Genomic DNA, 15,545 nt, shown 5'->3' on the forward strand with positions numbered 1-15,545 from the left:
CCTTCAACTGCCAGGGATGTGTTTGGAACATATTTCTAGTCTCGACAGCAGTAAGCGTCAGGATGTGCGTTCGTCGATGATCCGGTCTATTTCGTCGTCGTCAGGGCACGGCTGATCATCGATGGGACATGGCCCCGGTCCGAGCGCCCGGCCAAAGACTTCCATGCACATGGAGCACAGGATCTGCGGATCACGGGCGATCGTCATCTCCGGTTCCTCATAGCCGCACATGGCCCGCCGCCAGTCCAGATCCCGGCAGCAGACAAGGTGGACCACTTCGTCGGGGTCCTCGCTCCAGTCGTACTTGACCTTCCATGCCGGTGCGCGACGCATTTCCATCGCCCCGCCCTCGCCTAACGTCGAAGGCTTTGAAGCGTCGCCCTTCGTCTCCGTCATCGCGGTCCCCCTCCGTTGACGTTGAGCAGGATTCCCTCCTGCGCTCAACCGATGCTTGCGGCCTCGTCCAGCGTGTGCGGTTCAAAGTGCTCCAGCAACCCGCGCATGGCCTCGTAGCCCTGGGTGAACGCGTCCGAGGCGCGCCATACTTCGACCTGCTCGAGCGATTCCCACGGGCCTGTGCTGATGAACCTGTTGGGAACGTCGCGGTCGTGCATCAGTATGGCTTTCGCGCCGGGAAAATCCTCTTGCGTCTTCCTGGCGAGGTCACGCCACGCCTGCACAAAGTCATTCTCCCTTCCGGGCTTCACCAACCAGATTCCGAGCGTGTAAACAGACATCGCGAATGCCTCCATTCAGGTGCGGGGTAGGTATTCCCGATTATCGTCCGGCAGTCCCGGGCCGGGTAGGGCCGGATGGCATGTGGTCCACTCCCCTGCGCCAAGCCCGGAGCCGGTTGGCTCAGACTCCGTCGTAGGCGGCCTGGAGCTCAGCGATCTCGAGCTTCCGCATGCCCAGCATCGCCTGCATGGCCCGCTGCGCACCGTCCGGGTCCGGGCCACCCAGCAACTGCCCCAGGACGGACGGCACAACCTGCCACGACACTCCGAATTTGTCTTTGAGCCAGCCGCATTGGCTTTCAGTGCCGCCTGCCGTTAGTGCCGACCAGTAGCGGTCAACTTCTTCCTGCGAGGTGCAGTCGATCACGAAGGAAACGGCCTCGTTGAATGTGAACGCCGGGCCCCCGTTCAGCGCCAGGAACTTCCGGCCTTCGATTTCGAACTCGACCGTCATGGCCTGTCCGGCCGGTCCTGGTCCGCCCTCTGCGTAGCGGGCCACGTTGAGGATTTTGGAGCCGTCGAAGACCGAGGCGTAAAAGTCGGCGGCTTCCTCAGCCTGGGTATCGAACCACAGGCAGGTGGTGATCTTTTGGGTCACGTTGTTCCCTCATCTCGCTGGCAGCGCCGGAATGGACTCCCGACGGCGGTGCTTCCTTCGCGTTGTGAGCCTAGCCGGGCGTGATTCCCAGCACAATGGCGCGGTTATCATCGAATATGTCCATCCCTGAAGCCCTTCTCCAGTTCGCCGTGGTCGCCGCCTTGCTGACAGTGATTCCCGGGCTCGACACCGTGCTTGTGCTCCGCACCGCGGTTAGCCGCGGGCGCGGTCCGGCCTTCGCAACAGCGGCGGGCATCTGCACCGGCACGGTGGCCTGGGGCATCGCGGCAGCGCTAGGAGCGTCCGCGCTGCTTGCCGCCTCTGAGACCGCCTTCACGGTGCTGAAGATCGCGGGCGCCTGCTACATGGGGTGGCTCGGAATCTCGATGTTCATCAGGACTTTCAGAAGGGGTCAGGCAGCACCGACGGAGCTATCGCAGACTGCCGAAAACGCCGCAGCGCCCTTCCTGACCGGCGTGACCACAAGTCTGCTGAATCCCAAGGTGGGCGTCTTCTATATGGCCATGATTCCGCAGTTCCTGCCGCAGGATGTCCCGCCCCTTCTGATGGGCGTCCTGCTACCGCTGGTACACAACGTGGAAGGCATGCTGTGGTTCGCCGGCATTATTGCTGCCACCCACTACGCCCGGCGGTGGCTGCAGTCCCCCGCGGTGGGCAAAACCACTGACCGTATTGCCGGCGTCGTACTTGTGGCTTTTGCCGCGAAGATCGCGGCCAGCAAAGCCTGACAGCTACCGCGGCAGCTGGCTGACCAGGCCAACGGTGTTGCCTTCGCTGTCGCGGATGAAGGCCATCCACTCGTCAGTTCCGGCCGGTCCCAGACGGTTGTCCGCATGGCTGAAAATCACCGCGGGTTCCTCAAGGATCTCTACTCCCCTGTCCCGGAGCCCGGCCACGGACTCCCTGACGTCCGGAACTGCCAGGTAAAGCAAGGCAGAAGGTGCGCCGGACTCGAGCAGCAGCCGCACGCCGTCAAGGTCAAAGAACAGGAGCCCTGGCGGATCGAACACCGCCCGGGCTTCGGCACCGAGCAGGGCGGCGTAGAACCCTGCCGCCCGCTGCAGGTCGCTGGCGTGTTGCGCGATCTGGACAAGTCTCATGCTGTCTCCGGTGTGTAGCCCTGGATGTACTGGCGGTCGAACCGGCGCTCCACCGGAACTACTGTAAAGGTATGCCTTCCCGCACCCATCCAGTACCTGCCCGCACCACCGCCAGAAACGCCGTGGTCCTCGCCGCCCTCGCCGATGCCGCCCTCATCCTGACATTTGCGGCCATCGGCCGGGACGCCCACCAGCGCGGGGATGTGATCACCGGGGTCTTCCTGACCGCCTGGCCCTTCCTGGCCGGAGCGGCAATAGCGTGGCTTGTGACGCGCGTGTGGCGTGCCCCGCTGCGGGCATGGCCGGCGGGCGTCTCGGTGTGGCTTGGTGCCGTCGCCGTTGGCATGGCGCTGCGCGCGGTGACCGGACAAACGGTGGTCCTGCCGTTCGTCATTGTTGCCTTGCTGAGCCTGGGCACATTCCTTGTTGGCTACCGCCTCATCGTGGCCGGATTCCGGCGGCTGGCCCGGCGCCGGCAGCACAGCTGAAGCACCCCGGATGTACTAGGCTGGCACAAACAGCAACGCCTGCCGTTTCCGCAACGGCGCAGCCATCCGAAAGGTCAAGAGTGATCACCGCATTCGTCCTGATCAAGACAGACGCCTCCCGAATTCCGGAGACGGCAGAGGAAATTTCGGCGATACCAGGCATCAGCGAGGTCTACTCCGTGACCGGGGAATGGGACCTGATTGCCGTGGCCCGGGTGGCCAAGCACGATGAATTGGCGGACGTTATCGCGGACAAACTGTCCAAGGTTCCCGCCGTGGTGCACACCACGACGCACATTGCGTTCCGGGCCTACTCGCAGCACGACCTCGACGCGGCATTCGCCCTGGGCTTTGAACAGTAGCCCTGGGCGGTACTCCTAACCCCGGACTATTAGCCCTGGGTTAGGGCAACCCACTTTTCCAGCACGGCGGCCGCGGCACCGGAGTCAATCGATTCCTCGGCGCGCTTCAGTGCGGCGGCCATCCGGTCGGCCAGCGGTCCTTGGGCGTCGACGTCGAACGCCACCAGGCCGGCCGCGGCATTCAGCAGGACAGCGTCGCGCGCCGGTCCGGGCACGCCGCTCAAGACATCACGGACGACGGCGGCGTTTGCTGTGGCGTCTCCGCCACGCAGTTCCTCAACCGTTGCAGGGCGGATGCCCAGCGCCTGTGGGTCAAACGTTTGCTCCGTAACTTCGCCGTTGCGGATCTCCCAAACAGTGGACGGCCCTGTGGTTGTCAGTTCATCCAGCCCGTCACTCCCCCGGAAAACGAGGCCGCGGCTTCCGCGCTTGGCCAGGACGCCGGCAACCAGCGGGGCCATCCGGGCGTTGGCAACACCGACCGCCGAGGCCTGGACCCGGGCAGGATTGGTGAGCGGACCCAGGAAGTTGAACGCTGTGGGTATGGCGAGCTCCCGGCGGGGCACGGCCGTGTGCCGGAACGACGGGTGGAACACCTGGGCGAAGCAGAACGTGATCCCTGCCTCTTCGGCGTTGGCTGCAACACGGTCGATGGGGAGGTCCAGCCGGACGCCGAGCGCTTCCAGCACGTCTGCTGACCCCGAGGACGACGACGACGCCCGGTTACCGTGCTTGACCACCTTTGCGCCGGCACCCGCACAGACGAGCGCCGCCATGGTGGAAATGTTGACTGTGTTCAGCTGGTCGCCGCCGGTGCCAACGATGTCCAGCTTTTCACCGCCGATAGTGACAGGGTTCGCGTGCGCAAGCATCGCCTCAACAAGGCCGGCAACCTCGTCCACCGTCTCGCCCTTTGCCCGCAGCGCCACCAGGAATCCGGCGATCTGCGCAGGAGTGGCCTCCCCGGACATGATGGTGTCCATGGCCCATTCCGTGTTGTCGGCCGTGAGGTCCGTGCCGTTGATCAGCGCCGAAATGAGACGCGGCCAGGTGTTGCCCGCCGCTTGTGCAGATGCCTGTGAAGTCACCTCCTGATGCTATCGAGGCACCTGCCCGTCTGACCAATGTGAACGGCTCCGGGAACTTTTCCGCGCGAATTCGCGTCTTTGTAGAAAAAGTCCCCGCAAAAGGCGGTTTGCATTGGGCAGGAGGAACTTTTACAGACATAATGTCTATGTGACATCTGCGACCCATGCCCCCAGTACCCCGGCGCACCCGACGCTGAACCGCCCGAATATGGTTTCCGTAGGAACCGTTGTCTGGTTGTCCAGTGAGTTGATGTTCTTCGCCGGTCTCTTTGCCATGTACTTCACACTCCGTTCGACGTCCGGACAGATGTGGGCCGAAGAGACAGCCAAGCTCAACTTCCCCTTTGCGCTCGTAAACACGATCGTCCTCGTGGCAAGTTCCTTTACTTGCCAGATGGGCGTCTTCGCCGCTGAGCGGCTCCAGCCGCGCCGCGCCGGCGGCCCCCTTGCCTTCACGCGTTGGGGGATGAACGAGTGGTTCACCCTCACGTTCATCATGGGTGCCTTCTTCGTTGCCGGCCAGGCAACTGAATACGCCATGCTCGTCTCGGAGCATGTCTCGCTCTCCTCGAACGCCTACGGCTCAGCGTTCTACATGACCACGGGCTTCCACGGCCTGCACGTCATCGGCGGCCTTGTCGCCTTCCTCTTCATCATTGGCCGTTCGTTCGCCGCGAAGAAGTTTGGTCACTTCGAAGCTACGTCCGCGATTGTCACCTCTTATTACTGGCACTTCGTCGACGTCGTGTGGATCGGCCTCTTCCTGGTCATCTACGTCCTCAGGTAGCCCCGACTTGACTCTTTTTCTACAAGAGGCAGAATTTCAAGAAGCGGCTCCCGGAGCCGACGCACGATCGAATAAAGGAACCACCACGTGAAGGCACTCTCGCAGAAGCGACGTCACCCACTGGCAGCCATTGCGCTGCTGCTGATGGGCCTCCTCCTCACTGGTGGGCTGTACGCCGTTGCCACCACCGTCAATGAGGCCAAGGCTTCCACCACCAGCTTCAGTGCGAACGACACTGAAGAGGGCGGGAAGCTCTTTGCCGCTAACTGCGCCACCTGCCACGGCATGGGCGCGAGCGGAACCCAGGACGGACCCTCACTTGTAGGCGTCGGTGCTGCCGCCGTTGACTTCCAGGTAGGCACCGGGCGCATGCCCATGCAGATGAATGGCCCGCAGGCTTACAAGAAGCCCGCACAGTTCAACGACGAACAGACCCACCAGCTGTCCGCTTACGTCGCTTCGCTCGGACCCGGACCGTCCATCCCTGAGGAAGGTCTCCTGGACGCGCAGGGCAACGCCGCCGAGGGTGGCGAGCTGTTCCGTGTCAACTGCGCCATGTGCCACAACGCAGCGGCCGCCGGCGGTGCGCTCACCCGCGGCAAGTTCGCTCCCGCCCTGGCGGATGTCTCCGAGAAGCACATCTACGAAGCGATGGTGACCGGCCCGCAGAACATGCCGGTCTTCAGCGACGCGAACGTCACCCCCGAAGGCAAGCGCGACATCATCACCTTCCTGAAGCAGATCGAAGCCAACGGTTCACCCGGCGGAGCCGATCTCGGCGCACTGGGTCCGGTTTCTGAAGGCCTGTTTGTCTGGATCGCCGGCCTGGGCGTCATCATCGCCTTCACCATCTGGCTGACCTCACGTACGTCCTAGCAGCGTCCGTAACTTGTAAGAACTCCTGCTGACGAGTCAGCAGTATGGAATTGAAAACTAACCCGGCAATGGCCGGGACGAGAGAAGGATGAGGCGAATTATGGGCAACCATAGTGACGGCAGTCCGAACCACTCGGGCACCGTAGCTACGGCTGGTCAGAATGAGGTGGAGAAGTTCCAGGATCCTGGAATTCCCCCGCATCGTTTGCGCCTGGCTGACACGGACCCGAAGGCCGCAAAACGTGCAGAACGGCAGGTTGCCATTCTCTTCGGCAGCTCGGTCGTGGGCACCGTGATCTTCCTGGTGGCGTACTTCGCCATCGATCTTGGACCCGACTCCACGATCGCCACCATCCGGCTGCAGAATGCGCTGCTGGGTATCGGTACCGCCTTTGCCATGCTTGGCATCGGCACCGGCATTGTCCACTGGGCCAAGGCCCTGATGCCGGACCACGAAGTCTCCGAAGAGCGCCACGCCATCCGCACTGAGGACGACCGCCAGGCGGCGGTCCGCATCGTGGATGACATTGTTGACGAAACCGGAATCAAGCGCCGTCCGCTGATCCGCAACACTCTTCTCGGCGCCGTCGCATTGGCTCCGCTCCCTGCACTGGCCATCTTCGGCGACCTCGGTCCCCGTCCGGACAACAAGCTTGCACACACCATGTGGGCTCCGCAGGAGGGCAAGCTCAAGCGCCTCACCCGCGACCCGGACGGCACGCCTATCAAGGCCTCGGACGTCACCATCGGTTCCGCTTTCCACGTGATTCCGGAAGGCCTCAACGAACTGCATGAGGGCAAGCTGAACGAAAAGGCCAAGGCCGTCGTCCTGCTCATGCGCCTGAACCCCGAGTCCCTCAAGCCCTCCGCGGGCCGCGAGGACTGGAGCTACAACGGCATCGTTGCCTACTCGAAGATCTGCACCCACGTTGGTTGCCCTGTTGCCCTGTATGAGCAGCAGACCCACCACCTGCTGTGCCCGTGCCACCAGTCGACCTTTGACCTGACCCAGGAATGCAAGGTTATCTTTGGCCCGGCCAGCCGGCCTCTCCCCCAGCTGCCTATCGCAGTTGACGCCGAGGGCTACCTGGTCGCTACGAGCGACTTCAAAGAACCCGTAGGACCGAGTTACTGGGAGCGTGATGAGCATGAGCGCAACATCAACAGCTAATGCCCCCGCCTTCGTCGCCAAAACCAAGGGCGGCCGCATTACCGACTTCGTTGACCAGCGCGTTGGCGGGTCGGGAATCCTCCGCGAGTTCGGCCGGAAGGTCTTCCCGGACCACTGGTCCTTCATGTTTGGCGAAGTTGCCCTGTACTCCTTCGTCATCCTGTTGCTCTCCGGCACCTTCCTGACGTTCTTCTTCGATCCGTCCATGGCGGAGACGCACTACGACGGCTCCTACACGCCGCTGAAAAACGTCGAAATGTCCGTGGCCTACAGCTCCTCCCTCGACATCTCCTTTGATGTCCGCGGCGGCCTGTTCATGCGCCAGGTGCACCACTGGGCCGCACTGCTGTTCGTTGCTTCGGTTTCCGTGCACATGCTTCGTGTCTTCTTCACCGGCGCGTTCCGCAAGCCCCGCGAATTGAACTGGGTGGTGGGCGGTGTCCTGCTCATCCTCTCCATGGCTGCCGGCTTCACCGGCTACTCCCTCCCCGATGACCTGCTCTCCGGTAACGGCCTGCGAATCATCGACGGCGTCATCAAATCGATTCCGGTCATTGGTACCTACATTTCGTTCTTCCTCTTCGGCGGCGAGTTCCCGGGTACTGTCATCATCGGCCGGCTGTACATGCTGCACATCCTCCTGGTTCCTGCGCTGATCCTGCTGATGATCGTGATCCACCTGTTCATGGTGGTTGTTCACAAGCACACCCAGTACCCCGGCCCGGGCCGCAACGACGGCAACGTCGTCGGCTACCCGCTCGGCCCGGTTTACGCGGCCAAGGCCGGCGGCTTCTTCTTCATCGTGTTCGGTGTTGTCGCCCTCATGGCGGCGTTCTTCACCATCAACCCGATCTGGAACTACGGCCCGTACGACCCCTCACCGGTATCCGCAGGCACGCAGCCTGACTGGTACATCGGCTGGGTCGACGGCGCCCTGCGCCTCATGCCCGGCGTCATCGGAGACTTCCACTTCGAGTACGTCATCTTCGGGCAGGTCCTGACCTTGAACGTGCTGCTCCCGGCCCTTGTGCCCGCCGGCCTCGTCTTCACGGTCCTGTTCATGTACCCGTGGATCGAGCGCTGGATCACCAAGGACGACCGTGAACACCACGTCCTGGACCGCCCGCGCAACGCCCCCACCCGTACCGCCATCGGTATGGCCGGGTTCACGTTCTACTGCGTGATGTGGGCGGCAGCAAGCTCCGACCTCATCGCAACGCACTTCCACGTATCACTGAACGACGTCACGTACTGGCTGCGGGCCCTGTTCTTCCTCGGCCCGGTCATCGCCTTCGTTGTGACCAAGCGCGTGGCCCTGGCCCTTCAGCGCAAGGACCGTGAGATCGCCCTGCACGGCCGCGAAACCGGCCGCATCGTACGCCTGCCGCACGGTGAGTTCATTGAGGTGCACGCCCCGCTGGACGACTACAAGCGCTACAAGCTGGTGGGCTTTGAGTCGCCGGTCCCGCTGCCTGCCGTTCCGAACGAACACGGCGTGGTAACCCGCAAGGAGAAGCGCCGTGCAGCGCTTTCCCGCTGGTTCTTCGAGGACAGGGTTGCACCCGCCTCGCCGGCTGAACTCGAGGCGGCCCACGGCCACCACGAAGCCGTCGAAGCGGCCGAGGGACAGAAGACCCTCAGTCACTAGTTCGTCACCACACCACAAAAGAGGCCCGGTCCGAAAGGACCGGGCCTCTTTTGTGTGCTCCCTACTGGTTCCGGTAGCCGGAGGCGTAGTTACGCGTAGGACGCACACCCGGACGCTGCAGCGGAACCCACAGTTTGTAGCGGTCCGCGCGGTAGTAGGACACGGAGTAGTCGACCATCGAGCGGGCAACAAAGGCGTGCCGCTGGATCTTAAGCAACGGGGATCCGACCTCGACATTCAGCAGCCGGGCAGTGGAAGGCGAGGCAGCCGTGGCTTCGATCATGTCCTCCCCCCACTCCATGACCAGCCCGAACCGCTCGCTCAGCACGTTGTACAGCGATGTCGGAGGTTCGCCGTCGAGCAGCCCTGGAACCCGGTGCGCGGGAATGAAGTTCTCATCGACGCTCATGGGTTCGTTGTCGGCCAGCAGGAGCCGCCTGAAGCGCACCAGGGGCGTCCCCTCGTCCAGCTGGAGTTCGCGGGCCAGGAACGCACTTGCGCTGATCTGTTCGAAGCTCAATACCTTGGCTGCCGGCACCATGCCGCGGCGCTGCATTTCCTCGCTGTAGGACGTCAGCTTGACCTGCAAGTCGAGTTTTGGCTTCCGGACGAAGGTCCCGAGACCCACGACCCGTTCAATGACTTCTTCACCCACGAGCGCGTCTATGGCCTGGCGGACAGTCATGCGTGCCAAACCAAATCTCTCCGCGAGGTCCCGCTCCGAGGGCAGGGAGGACCCGGGAGGGCACGAAGAGGTGATGTGTGCGCGGAGGAGCTCCCGCAGCTGCACGTAGATGGGTGTCCCGCTTTCACGGTCGATCTCCCCCACCATTCTGCTCGCGTCAGAGGCCGCCATCGCACCGTTCCGGATCTACATTCATGCTTAAAGGGTAGGGCAATATTAGGGCAGGTCTAGACCACCCTTTCGGTGACTGCGCACGCCGCGGCTACGCTTGTTCAGGAATGCAGTCATGACGGCCGAGTCCCGTCGGAACAAAGGAGTCCTGTTGCCAGTGCGCAAGGCAGTCGTTCAATCACCAATAGGCCTGCACGCGCGGCCGGCCGCCATCTTTGTCCGGGCCGTCACGGATTCCGGGCTGCCGGTCAGGATCGGGAAAGCGGGAATCGTTCCCGTCGACGCACGGTCCCTGCTCGAGGTGATGACCGCCGACTTCCACAGCGGCTGTGAAGTGGAACTGTCGGTTGACCCCGAAGCGCTCCCTGCCCGCTACAGCGTTGAATCTGCAGAGGCGGCACTGGAAGGGCTGACTTTGCTGCTGGAGGCTGGTGCGGCCGCCTGAGGGCTCACAGCCTCCGTAGAAACCGCTGACATAACGACGGCGGGCCCCACCAATTGGTGGGGCCCGCCGTCGTTTTTAGTTAGCCGGTAGTCGCTTAGTGGGCGTGGTCGCCGCGGCTGTACTCGTAGACCCAGCCTACGAGGGCGATGACCGCGAGGCCCGCTGCGATGTAAACGATCCAGAATCCTACTGCCAGGCCGAGGAACCCGCCTGCACAGGAAAGTCCCAGGACCAGCGGCCACCAGCTCCAGGGGCTGAAGTGGCCCTGCTCGCCGGCACCTTCGTGAATCTCGGCGTCGCTGCGGTCCTCAGGGCGCAGTCCAACGCGCTTGCCGGTGAATCCAAGGTAGGCACCGATCATGCCGGCAAGGCCGCCCACAAGCAGTACGCCGAGGATGCCGACCCATTCGGTCCAGTTGGTCAGGAATCCGTAAACCACGGAGACCGGCACGAAGAAGAAGACTCCGGCTCCAAAAATCCATGATTCGATCTTCACTTGGCGGTGTCCTTCTGATCTGCGTTGCCGAGCACGGCTGCTGCCGGTGCCGGTGACTCAACGGTGTGCGACTGTGCGAGCTCCGGGTGGTGGAGGTCCAGGGCCGGACGCTCCGAGCGGATGCGGGGCAGCGACGTGAAGTTGTGGCGCGGCGGCGGGCAGGACGTGGCCCACTCGAGTGAAGCGCCGAAGCCCCAGGGGTCATCCACCTCGACCTTTTCGTTGCTGCGCCAGGTGATGTACACGTTCCAGAAGAACGGGATCAGCGAGGCCCCCAGCACGAAGGAGGAGATTGTGGAGAACTGGTTCATCCAGGTGAAGTTGTCCTGCGGCATGTAGTCCGCGTACCGGCGGGGCATGCCTTCAACGCCCAGCCAGTGCTGGATCAGGAAGGTTCCGTGGAAGCCGAGGAACAGGAGCCAGAAGTGGATCTTGCCAAGGCGCTCGTTGAGCATCTTGCCGGTCCATTTCGGCCACCAGAAGTAGAAGCCGGCGAACATGGCGAACACCACGGTGCCGAACACCACGTAGTGGAAGTGTGCCACCACGAAGTAGGAATCCGAGACGTGGAAGTCCAGCGGCGGGGACGCCAGGATGATGCCGGTCAGGCCGCCGAACAGGAAGGTGGCCAGGAATCCGATGCTCCAGAGCATGGGGGTTTCGAAGGTGATGGAACCCCGCCACATGGTGCCGATCCAGTTGAAGAACTTCACACCGGTAGGTACCGCGATCAGCATGGTCATGAAGGAAAAGAACGGCAGCAGGACCGAGCCGGTCACGTACATGTGGTGCGCCCACACGGTGACGGACAGCGCCGCGATGGCGATGGTTGCGTACACGAGGCCCTTGTAGCCGAAGATCGGCTTGCGGCTGAAGACGGGGAAGATCTCGGAGACGATGCCGAAGAACGGCAGGGCGATGATGTACACCTCGGGGTGGCCGAAGAACCAGAACAGGTGCTGCCAGAGGACGGCACCGCCGTTCTCGGGGTCGAAGATGTGCGCACCAAACCTGCGGTCGGCGCCGAGGGCGAACAGGGCTGCTGCCAGCGGCGGGAAGGCCATCAGGACCAGGATGGCCGTCACCAGCGTGTTCCAGGTGAAGATCGGCATGCGCCACATGGTCATGCCCGGGGCGCGCATGCAGATGATGGTGGTGATGAAGTTGACCGCACCGAGGATGGTGCCGAAGCCGGAGAGCGCCAGGCCGAAGACCCACAGGTCACCGCCAACACCGGGGCTGAAGGTCGTGTTGGACAGCGGTGCGTAGGCGAACCAGCCAAACGATGCCGCACCCTGCGGGGTGATGAAGCCGGAGACGGCGATTGTGGAGCCGAACAGGAAGAACCAGAAGGCCAGGGCGTTCAGTCGCGGGAAGGCGACGTCGGGGGCGCCGATCTGCAGCGGCATGATCACGTTGGCGAAGCCCGCGAACAGCGGGGTGGCGAACATGAGCAGCATGACGGTGCCGTGCATGGTGAACAGCTGGTTGTACTGCTCCTTGGTCTGCAGGATCTGCATGCCGGGTTCGAAAAGCTCGGCGCGGATCAGCAGGGCCATGACGCCGCCGAAGCAGAAGAACACGAAGGACGCGATCAGGTACATGTACCCGATGGTCTTGTGGTCGGTCGAGGTGATCCAGTTGACGACGATGCGTCCCTTGGACTTCGGTACGACGGGAGCCCCAAGGGTCCCGACGGGTGCGGATTGAGTGTAAGTAGCCACGTCGCTCCCCTTACTTAATTTCGTTCAGGTTCGGGTTGCGGTCATACTCTTCACCGATCAGGCCGGTGTTGCCGTCCTGGCGCAGCTGATTCATGTGCGCCTGGAACTCCGACTCGGAGACCACCTTCACGCGGAACAGCATTTCGGAGTGGTATTCGCCGCAGAGTTCGGCACACTTGCCGTCATAGGTGCCCTCTTTGGTGGGGGTGAACCTGATGTAGTTGGTCTTGCCGGGGATCATGTCGCGCTTCTGCAAGAAGGCGGGAACCCAGAAAGAGTGGATAACGTCGCGGGAGTTCAGCTCCAGGTCAACGGACTTGTTGACGGGGAGGTACAGGGTGGGCAGCTTTTCCTTGTCCACTTCAGCACCGGTGAGGTGTGCCTGCACGCCGGCTTCGTGGACGTCTTCGGTGATGACGTCGCCCTGCTTGTAGTTGAAGTCCCAGGCCCACTGCTTGCCGCGGACGTCGACAACGACGTCGGCCGGCTCGGAGCGGTTGTCAATGGCCTGCTGGTCCCGGTCGGTGAAGTAGAAGAACACCAGCACCATGAAAAGCGGAATGGTCAGGTAGAAGACTTCGAGGGGGAGGTTGAAGCTGGTCTGCCGCGGGAACCCCACGGTGCCCTTGCGGCGGCGGTAGGCCACAATGCACCAGACCATGAGTCCCCAGGTAATGATGCCGACGACCAAGGCGGCAATCCATGAGTTGACCCAGAGGTCCATGATGCGGTCAGTGTGATTGGTGGTGCCACGCTCGGTGGGCAGCCAGCCTCTCTGTACCTCTGGTGAACATCCAGTCAAAGCCAACGCGCCGGCTAGTGCCAAGCCAGTGATCGTAGTGATCTGTTTGCGTCGGCTGCCGGTTCGGTTCTGCGAACTCACAGACGGCCCTTCCTACTTGTTGCTGTTGCCCGGGCCGTAGATGGCTCCCCGGGCACACTAAAAGTTTTACTACTCGATGTAGAGCTTACCGCTCCCCGGGGGTTTTCGCTCACATGTCGGCACCGTGCGTCGGCACCGGTTTCCACCGGTGCCGAAAGCAAGCAGTCATGGGGCAAAAGAGCCGGGTTAGTGGAAAGAATCTCCGCATGCGCACGAGCCGCCTGCGTTGGGGTTGTCAATGGTGAACCCCTGCTTCGAGATGGTGTCCTCGAAGTCGATGCTTGCGCCGCTCAGGTACGGGACGCTCATCTTGTCGACAACGACCTCGACGCCGTCGTAGTCGCGCACGGCATCTCCGTCGAGCAGGCGCTCATCGAAGTAGAGCTGGTAGATCAGCCCGGAGCAGCCGCCCGGCTGGACAGCAACGCGCAGCCGCAGGTCGGTGCGGCCTTCCTGCTCCAGCAGGCTGCGGACCTTGCCGGCCGCGACGTCGGTCAGCTTGACCTCGTGCGTTGGCAGCTCTTCGCTCGCGGTGCCGGTGGCTGCGGCGCTATTTTCATTGGTTGTAGTGCTCATTGGCCTACCTTCTTACGACGGTGGTGGCGACTCGGCTTGCGCGTTGCCCGCCCCTACGGAAACGGTATGGGCTATAGCTACATGCTACGTCGATCCAGCGTGTAGCTCTAACTGCTGACGTAACCGTGGCCGTACCCTGAATGTTCCCTGTCAGGCGGAACCTTCGTGGTTGAGTCGTGCCACCAGCAGGGCTTCGGCGACGACTGCGTTGCGGAAGTCGCCCAGGTGCAGCGACTCGTTGGCACTGTGGGCCCGGGAGTCGGGATCCTCGACGCCGGTAACCAGGATCTGCACGTCCGGATAGACCTCGGTGAGGTCCGCGATGAACGGAATCGAACCGCCGATGCCCATTTCCACCGCGGGAACGCCCCAGGCTTCGCCGAGTGCCCACATCGCCATCCCGGCAGCTGCGGAGCCCGTGTCCGTTTGGAAGGAGTTTCCGCTCTCCCCCGGGGTGAAAACCACCTTTGCCCCGAATGGCGCATGGGACTCGACGTGGTGCTGCACGGCAGCCATGGCGTCGGCAGGGTCCTGGCCCGGCGCCAGCCGCAGGCTGAACTTGGCACGGGCCCTCGGCAGCAGGGTGTTCGAGGCCACGTCTACGGCTGGAGCGTCGAAGCCGATGATCGAGAGTGCCGGCTTGGTCCACAGCCGGGAAGCGATGGTCCCGGTACCGGCCAGGCGAACGCCGTCCAGCACCGACGCGTCGGCCCGGTATTCCGCTTCGGTCAGGTCCACCGACACGTCGTCCCTGCTGACCAGGCCTTTCACCGCCACGTTCCCGTCGTCGTCGTGAAGGGTGGCGATCAGGCGCGACAGCAGCGTGGGCGCATCCAAAACTGCACCGCCGAACATCCCGGAGTGCACGGCGTGCTCGAGGACCTGGACCTCGATGGTCCCGTCCACCAGACCGCGCAGGCTGGTGGTGAGCGCGGGAATGCCCACCTTCCAGTTGCTGGAGTCTGCCACCACAATCACGTCGGCGCGCAGGAGCTCGCGGTGGGTTTCGAGGAAGGTACGGAAAGTAGGCGAGCCGGCTTCCTCCTCGCCCTCGAAGAAGAACGTCACGCCCAGGCCCAGCTCATCGGCCAGCACCTCGGTGACTGCGGCGTAAGCGGCGATGTGGGCCATGATGCCAGCTTTGTCATCGGCTGCTCCCCGGCCGTAAAGCCGGCCGTCGCGTTCGACGGCGGTAAACGGTTCGGTCTCCCACAGCGCCAGGTCACCGGTCGGCTGAACGTCGTGGTGGGCGTAGAGCAGAATCGTGGGCTTACCCTCGGCAGCCGCCCTGCGCGCCACCACGGCGGGCCCGCCCGGCGTACCGTCCTCTTTGTTGCAGCGCAGGATCCGGACGTCCTCGATGCCTGCAGCCCGCACCAGTTCCGCGACCGCTTCCGCACTGCGGTCCAGCGGCGCCGGGTCGAAGCTCGGCCACGCGACGCCCGGGATCTTTACGAGGTCCTTCAGTTGCCCAACGGTGGTGTCAAAGGACTCGTGTACGGCCCGGCGCAGGGCATCCGCGTCGATTCCGCCGATTCCTGTGCTGAATTTTTGCGGGGTCCCCGCCGGAGATGAAGTCATGGCCAAAACCCTACCTGTGTCCGCGACCACACGAAACACTGCGGGGCCGCCCGCCGCCTTCCCCGTTCCGTCGGTGCCTCGGCTGTGTGACATATGACTTTTGGCCTG

The 15,545-nt window shown here is 63.2% G+C and carries 19 protein-coding genes; 8 read left to right on the top strand and 11 right to left on the bottom strand.

Going from position 1 to position 15,545, the window contains the following annotated elements:
- Window positions 1-57: 57 nt before the first annotated feature.
- The 3 genes from WMN78_RS17425 to WMN78_RS17435 all read right to left on the bottom strand — a co-directional run bounded on the left by WMN78_RS17425 (window position 58) and on the right by WMN78_RS17435 (window position 1,335).
- A complete protein-coding gene (locus WMN78_RS17425; protein WP_340534993.1) occupies window positions 58-396 on the bottom strand; it encodes a hypothetical protein in 339 nt (112 codons plus the stop codon).
- A 44-nt stretch (window positions 397-440) separates the two neighbouring features.
- Window positions 441-737 carry an antibiotic biosynthesis monooxygenase family protein gene (locus WMN78_RS17430; RefSeq protein WP_340534994.1) on the bottom strand — a complete coding sequence of 99 codons (297 nt, stop codon included), beginning with the start codon at window positions 735-737 and terminating at the stop codon, window positions 441-443.
- 121 nt (window positions 738-858) lie between these two features.
- Window positions 859-1,335, bottom strand: coding sequence for a VOC family protein (locus WMN78_RS17435; protein WP_340534996.1), 477 nt, complete (start codon window positions 1,333-1,335; stop codon window positions 859-861).
- A 116-nt stretch (window positions 1,336-1,451) separates the two neighbouring features.
- Between WMN78_RS17435 and WMN78_RS17440 the strand changes: the two genes are divergently transcribed.
- Window positions 1,452-2,084, top strand: coding sequence for a LysE family translocator (locus WMN78_RS17440; RefSeq protein WP_340534997.1), 633 nt, complete (start codon window positions 1,452-1,454; stop codon window positions 2,082-2,084).
- A 3-nt stretch (window positions 2,085-2,087) separates the two neighbouring features.
- Here the strand turns inward: WMN78_RS17440 and WMN78_RS17445 are convergent, their stop codons facing one another.
- The gene (locus tag WMN78_RS17445; RefSeq protein WP_340534998.1) at window positions 2,088-2,456 is read right to left on the bottom strand and encodes a VOC family protein; all 369 of its coding nucleotides are present in this window, start codon (window positions 2,454-2,456) and stop codon (window positions 2,088-2,090) included.
- 71 nt (window positions 2,457-2,527) lie between these two features.
- Here WMN78_RS17445 and WMN78_RS17450 point away from each other — a divergent pair, with 71 nt between their 5' ends.
- Together WMN78_RS17450 and WMN78_RS17455 are read left to right on the top strand one after the other, a co-directional pair.
- Window positions 2,528-2,944, top strand: a complete 417-nt coding sequence (locus WMN78_RS17450; protein ID WP_340534999.1) for a DUF3054 domain-containing protein — start codon at window positions 2,528-2,530, stop codon at window positions 2,942-2,944.
- A gap of 80 nt (window positions 2,945-3,024) precedes the next feature.
- Entirely contained in the window at window positions 3,025-3,306 is a 282-nt protein-coding gene (locus WMN78_RS17455; protein WP_028269180.1) for an Lrp/AsnC family transcriptional regulator, read from the top strand.
- Between the two features lie 29 nt (window positions 3,307-3,335).
- On the opposite strand, the gene trpD is transcribed toward WMN78_RS17455, so the two are convergent.
- Complete coding sequence (gene trpD, locus WMN78_RS17460; protein WP_340535000.1) at window positions 3,336-4,394, bottom strand: anthranilate phosphoribosyltransferase; 1,059 nt, start codon at window positions 4,392-4,394, stop codon at window positions 3,336-3,338.
- A gap of 112 nt (window positions 4,395-4,506) precedes the next feature.
- Here trpD and WMN78_RS17465 point away from each other — a divergent pair, with 112 nt between their 5' ends.
- The 4 genes from WMN78_RS17465 to WMN78_RS17480 all read left to right on the top strand — a co-directional run bounded on the left by WMN78_RS17465 (window position 4,507) and on the right by WMN78_RS17480 (window position 8,876).
- Complete coding sequence (locus WMN78_RS17465) at window positions 4,507-5,181, top strand: heme-copper oxidase subunit III (protein WP_340535001.1); 675 nt, start codon at window positions 4,507-4,509, stop codon at window positions 5,179-5,181.
- Between the two features lie 87 nt (window positions 5,182-5,268).
- On the top strand, window positions 5,269-6,057 hold the full coding sequence (locus WMN78_RS17470) for a cytochrome c (RefSeq protein ID WP_340535002.1): 789 nt from the start codon (window positions 5,269-5,271) through the stop codon (window positions 6,055-6,057).
- A gap of 100 nt (window positions 6,058-6,157) precedes the next feature.
- Entirely contained in the window at window positions 6,158-7,228 is a 1,071-nt protein-coding gene (locus WMN78_RS17475) for a ubiquinol-cytochrome c reductase iron-sulfur subunit (protein WP_340535003.1), read from the top strand.
- Window positions 7,206-8,876 (top strand): cytochrome bc complex cytochrome b subunit, encoded by a 1,671-nt coding sequence (locus WMN78_RS17480; protein ID WP_340535004.1) that lies wholly within the window; start codon window positions 7,206-7,208, stop codon window positions 8,874-8,876. The genes WMN78_RS17475 and WMN78_RS17480 overlap by 23 nt, the downstream gene beginning before the upstream one ends.
- A gap of 61 nt (window positions 8,877-8,937) precedes the next feature.
- On the opposite strand, the gene WMN78_RS17485 is transcribed toward WMN78_RS17480, so the two are convergent.
- Entirely contained in the window at window positions 8,938-9,732 is a 795-nt protein-coding gene (locus tag WMN78_RS17485; RefSeq protein WP_340535005.1) for a GntR family transcriptional regulator, read from the bottom strand.
- Window positions 9,733-9,883: 151 nt separating this feature from the next.
- Between WMN78_RS17485 and WMN78_RS17490 the strand changes: the two genes are divergently transcribed.
- Window positions 9,884-10,177 carry an HPr family phosphocarrier protein gene (locus WMN78_RS17490; RefSeq protein WP_340535007.1) on the top strand — a complete coding sequence of 98 codons (294 nt, stop codon included), beginning with the start codon at window positions 9,884-9,886 and terminating at the stop codon, window positions 10,175-10,177.
- A gap of 94 nt (window positions 10,178-10,271) precedes the next feature.
- Here the strand turns inward: WMN78_RS17490 and WMN78_RS17495 are convergent, their stop codons facing one another.
- From WMN78_RS17495 to WMN78_RS17515, 5 genes are all read right to left on the bottom strand, one after another.
- Complete coding sequence (locus WMN78_RS17495) at window positions 10,272-10,673, bottom strand: cytochrome c oxidase subunit 4 (RefSeq protein WP_340535008.1); 402 nt, start codon at window positions 10,671-10,673, stop codon at window positions 10,272-10,274.
- Window positions 10,670-12,397, bottom strand: a complete 1,728-nt coding sequence (ctaD, locus tag WMN78_RS17500; protein ID WP_214951366.1) for a cytochrome c oxidase subunit I — start codon at window positions 12,395-12,397, stop codon at window positions 10,670-10,672. Before ctaD ends, WMN78_RS17495 begins: the two co-directional genes overlap by 4 nt.
- 10 nt (window positions 12,398-12,407) lie before the next feature.
- Window positions 12,408-13,280: a cytochrome c oxidase subunit II gene (gene coxB, locus WMN78_RS17505; protein ID WP_340535009.1), complete on the bottom strand. Its 873-nt coding sequence runs from the start codon at window positions 13,278-13,280 to the stop codon at window positions 12,408-12,410.
- A 186-nt stretch (window positions 13,281-13,466) separates the two neighbouring features.
- Complete coding sequence (locus tag WMN78_RS17510; RefSeq protein WP_011692062.1) at window positions 13,467-13,856, bottom strand: HesB/IscA family protein; 390 nt, start codon at window positions 13,854-13,856, stop codon at window positions 13,467-13,469.
- Between the two features lie 150 nt (window positions 13,857-14,006).
- On the bottom strand, window positions 14,007-15,437 hold the full coding sequence (locus WMN78_RS17515) for a dipeptidase (protein WP_340535010.1): 1,431 nt from the start codon (window positions 15,435-15,437) through the stop codon (window positions 14,007-14,009).
- Between the last annotated feature and the right edge of the window lie 108 nt (window positions 15,438-15,545).

The sequence above is a fragment of the Arthrobacter oryzae genome (assembly GCF_037911235.1).
GTDB classification, from domain to species: domain Bacteria; phylum Actinomycetota; class Actinomycetes; order Actinomycetales; family Micrococcaceae; genus Arthrobacter; species Arthrobacter oryzae_E.

Excerpts from the sequence above, each read along its gene's own strand:
- WMN78_RS17485 (WP_340535005.1), bottom strand. The coding sequence starts at position 9,732 with ATGGCGGCCTCTGACGCGAGCAGAATGGTGGGGGAGATCGACCGTGAA.
- WMN78_RS17475 (WP_340535003.1), top strand. The coding sequence starts at position 6,158 with ATGGGCAACCATAGTGACGGCAGTCCGAACCACTCGGGCACCGTAGCT.
- WMN78_RS17515 (WP_340535010.1), bottom strand. The coding sequence starts at position 15,437 with ATGACTTCATCTCCGGCGGGGACCCCGCAAAAATTCAGCACAGGAATC.
- WMN78_RS17440 (WP_340534997.1), top strand. The coding sequence starts at position 1,452 with ATGTCCATCCCTGAAGCCCTTCTCCAGTTCGCCGTGGTCGCCGCCTTG.
- WMN78_RS17430 (WP_340534994.1), bottom strand. The coding sequence starts at position 737 with ATGTCTGTTTACACGCTCGGAATCTGGTTGGTGAAGCCCGGAAGGGAG.
- WMN78_RS17445 (WP_340534998.1), bottom strand. The coding sequence starts at position 2,456 with ATGAGACTTGTCCAGATCGCGCAACACGCCAGCGACCTGCAGCGGGCG.
- WMN78_RS17510 (WP_011692062.1), bottom strand. The coding sequence starts at position 13,856 with ATGAGCACTACAACCAATGAAAATAGCGCCGCAGCCACCGGCACCGCG.
- WMN78_RS17450 (WP_340534999.1), top strand. The coding sequence starts at position 2,528 with ATGCCTTCCCGCACCCATCCAGTACCTGCCCGCACCACCGCCAGAAAC.
- WMN78_RS17425 (WP_340534993.1), bottom strand. The coding sequence starts at position 396 with ATGACGGAGACGAAGGGCGACGCTTCAAAGCCTTCGACGTTAGGCGAG.
- WMN78_RS17480 (WP_340535004.1), top strand. The coding sequence starts at position 7,206 with ATGAGCGCAACATCAACAGCTAATGCCCCCGCCTTCGTCGCCAAAACC.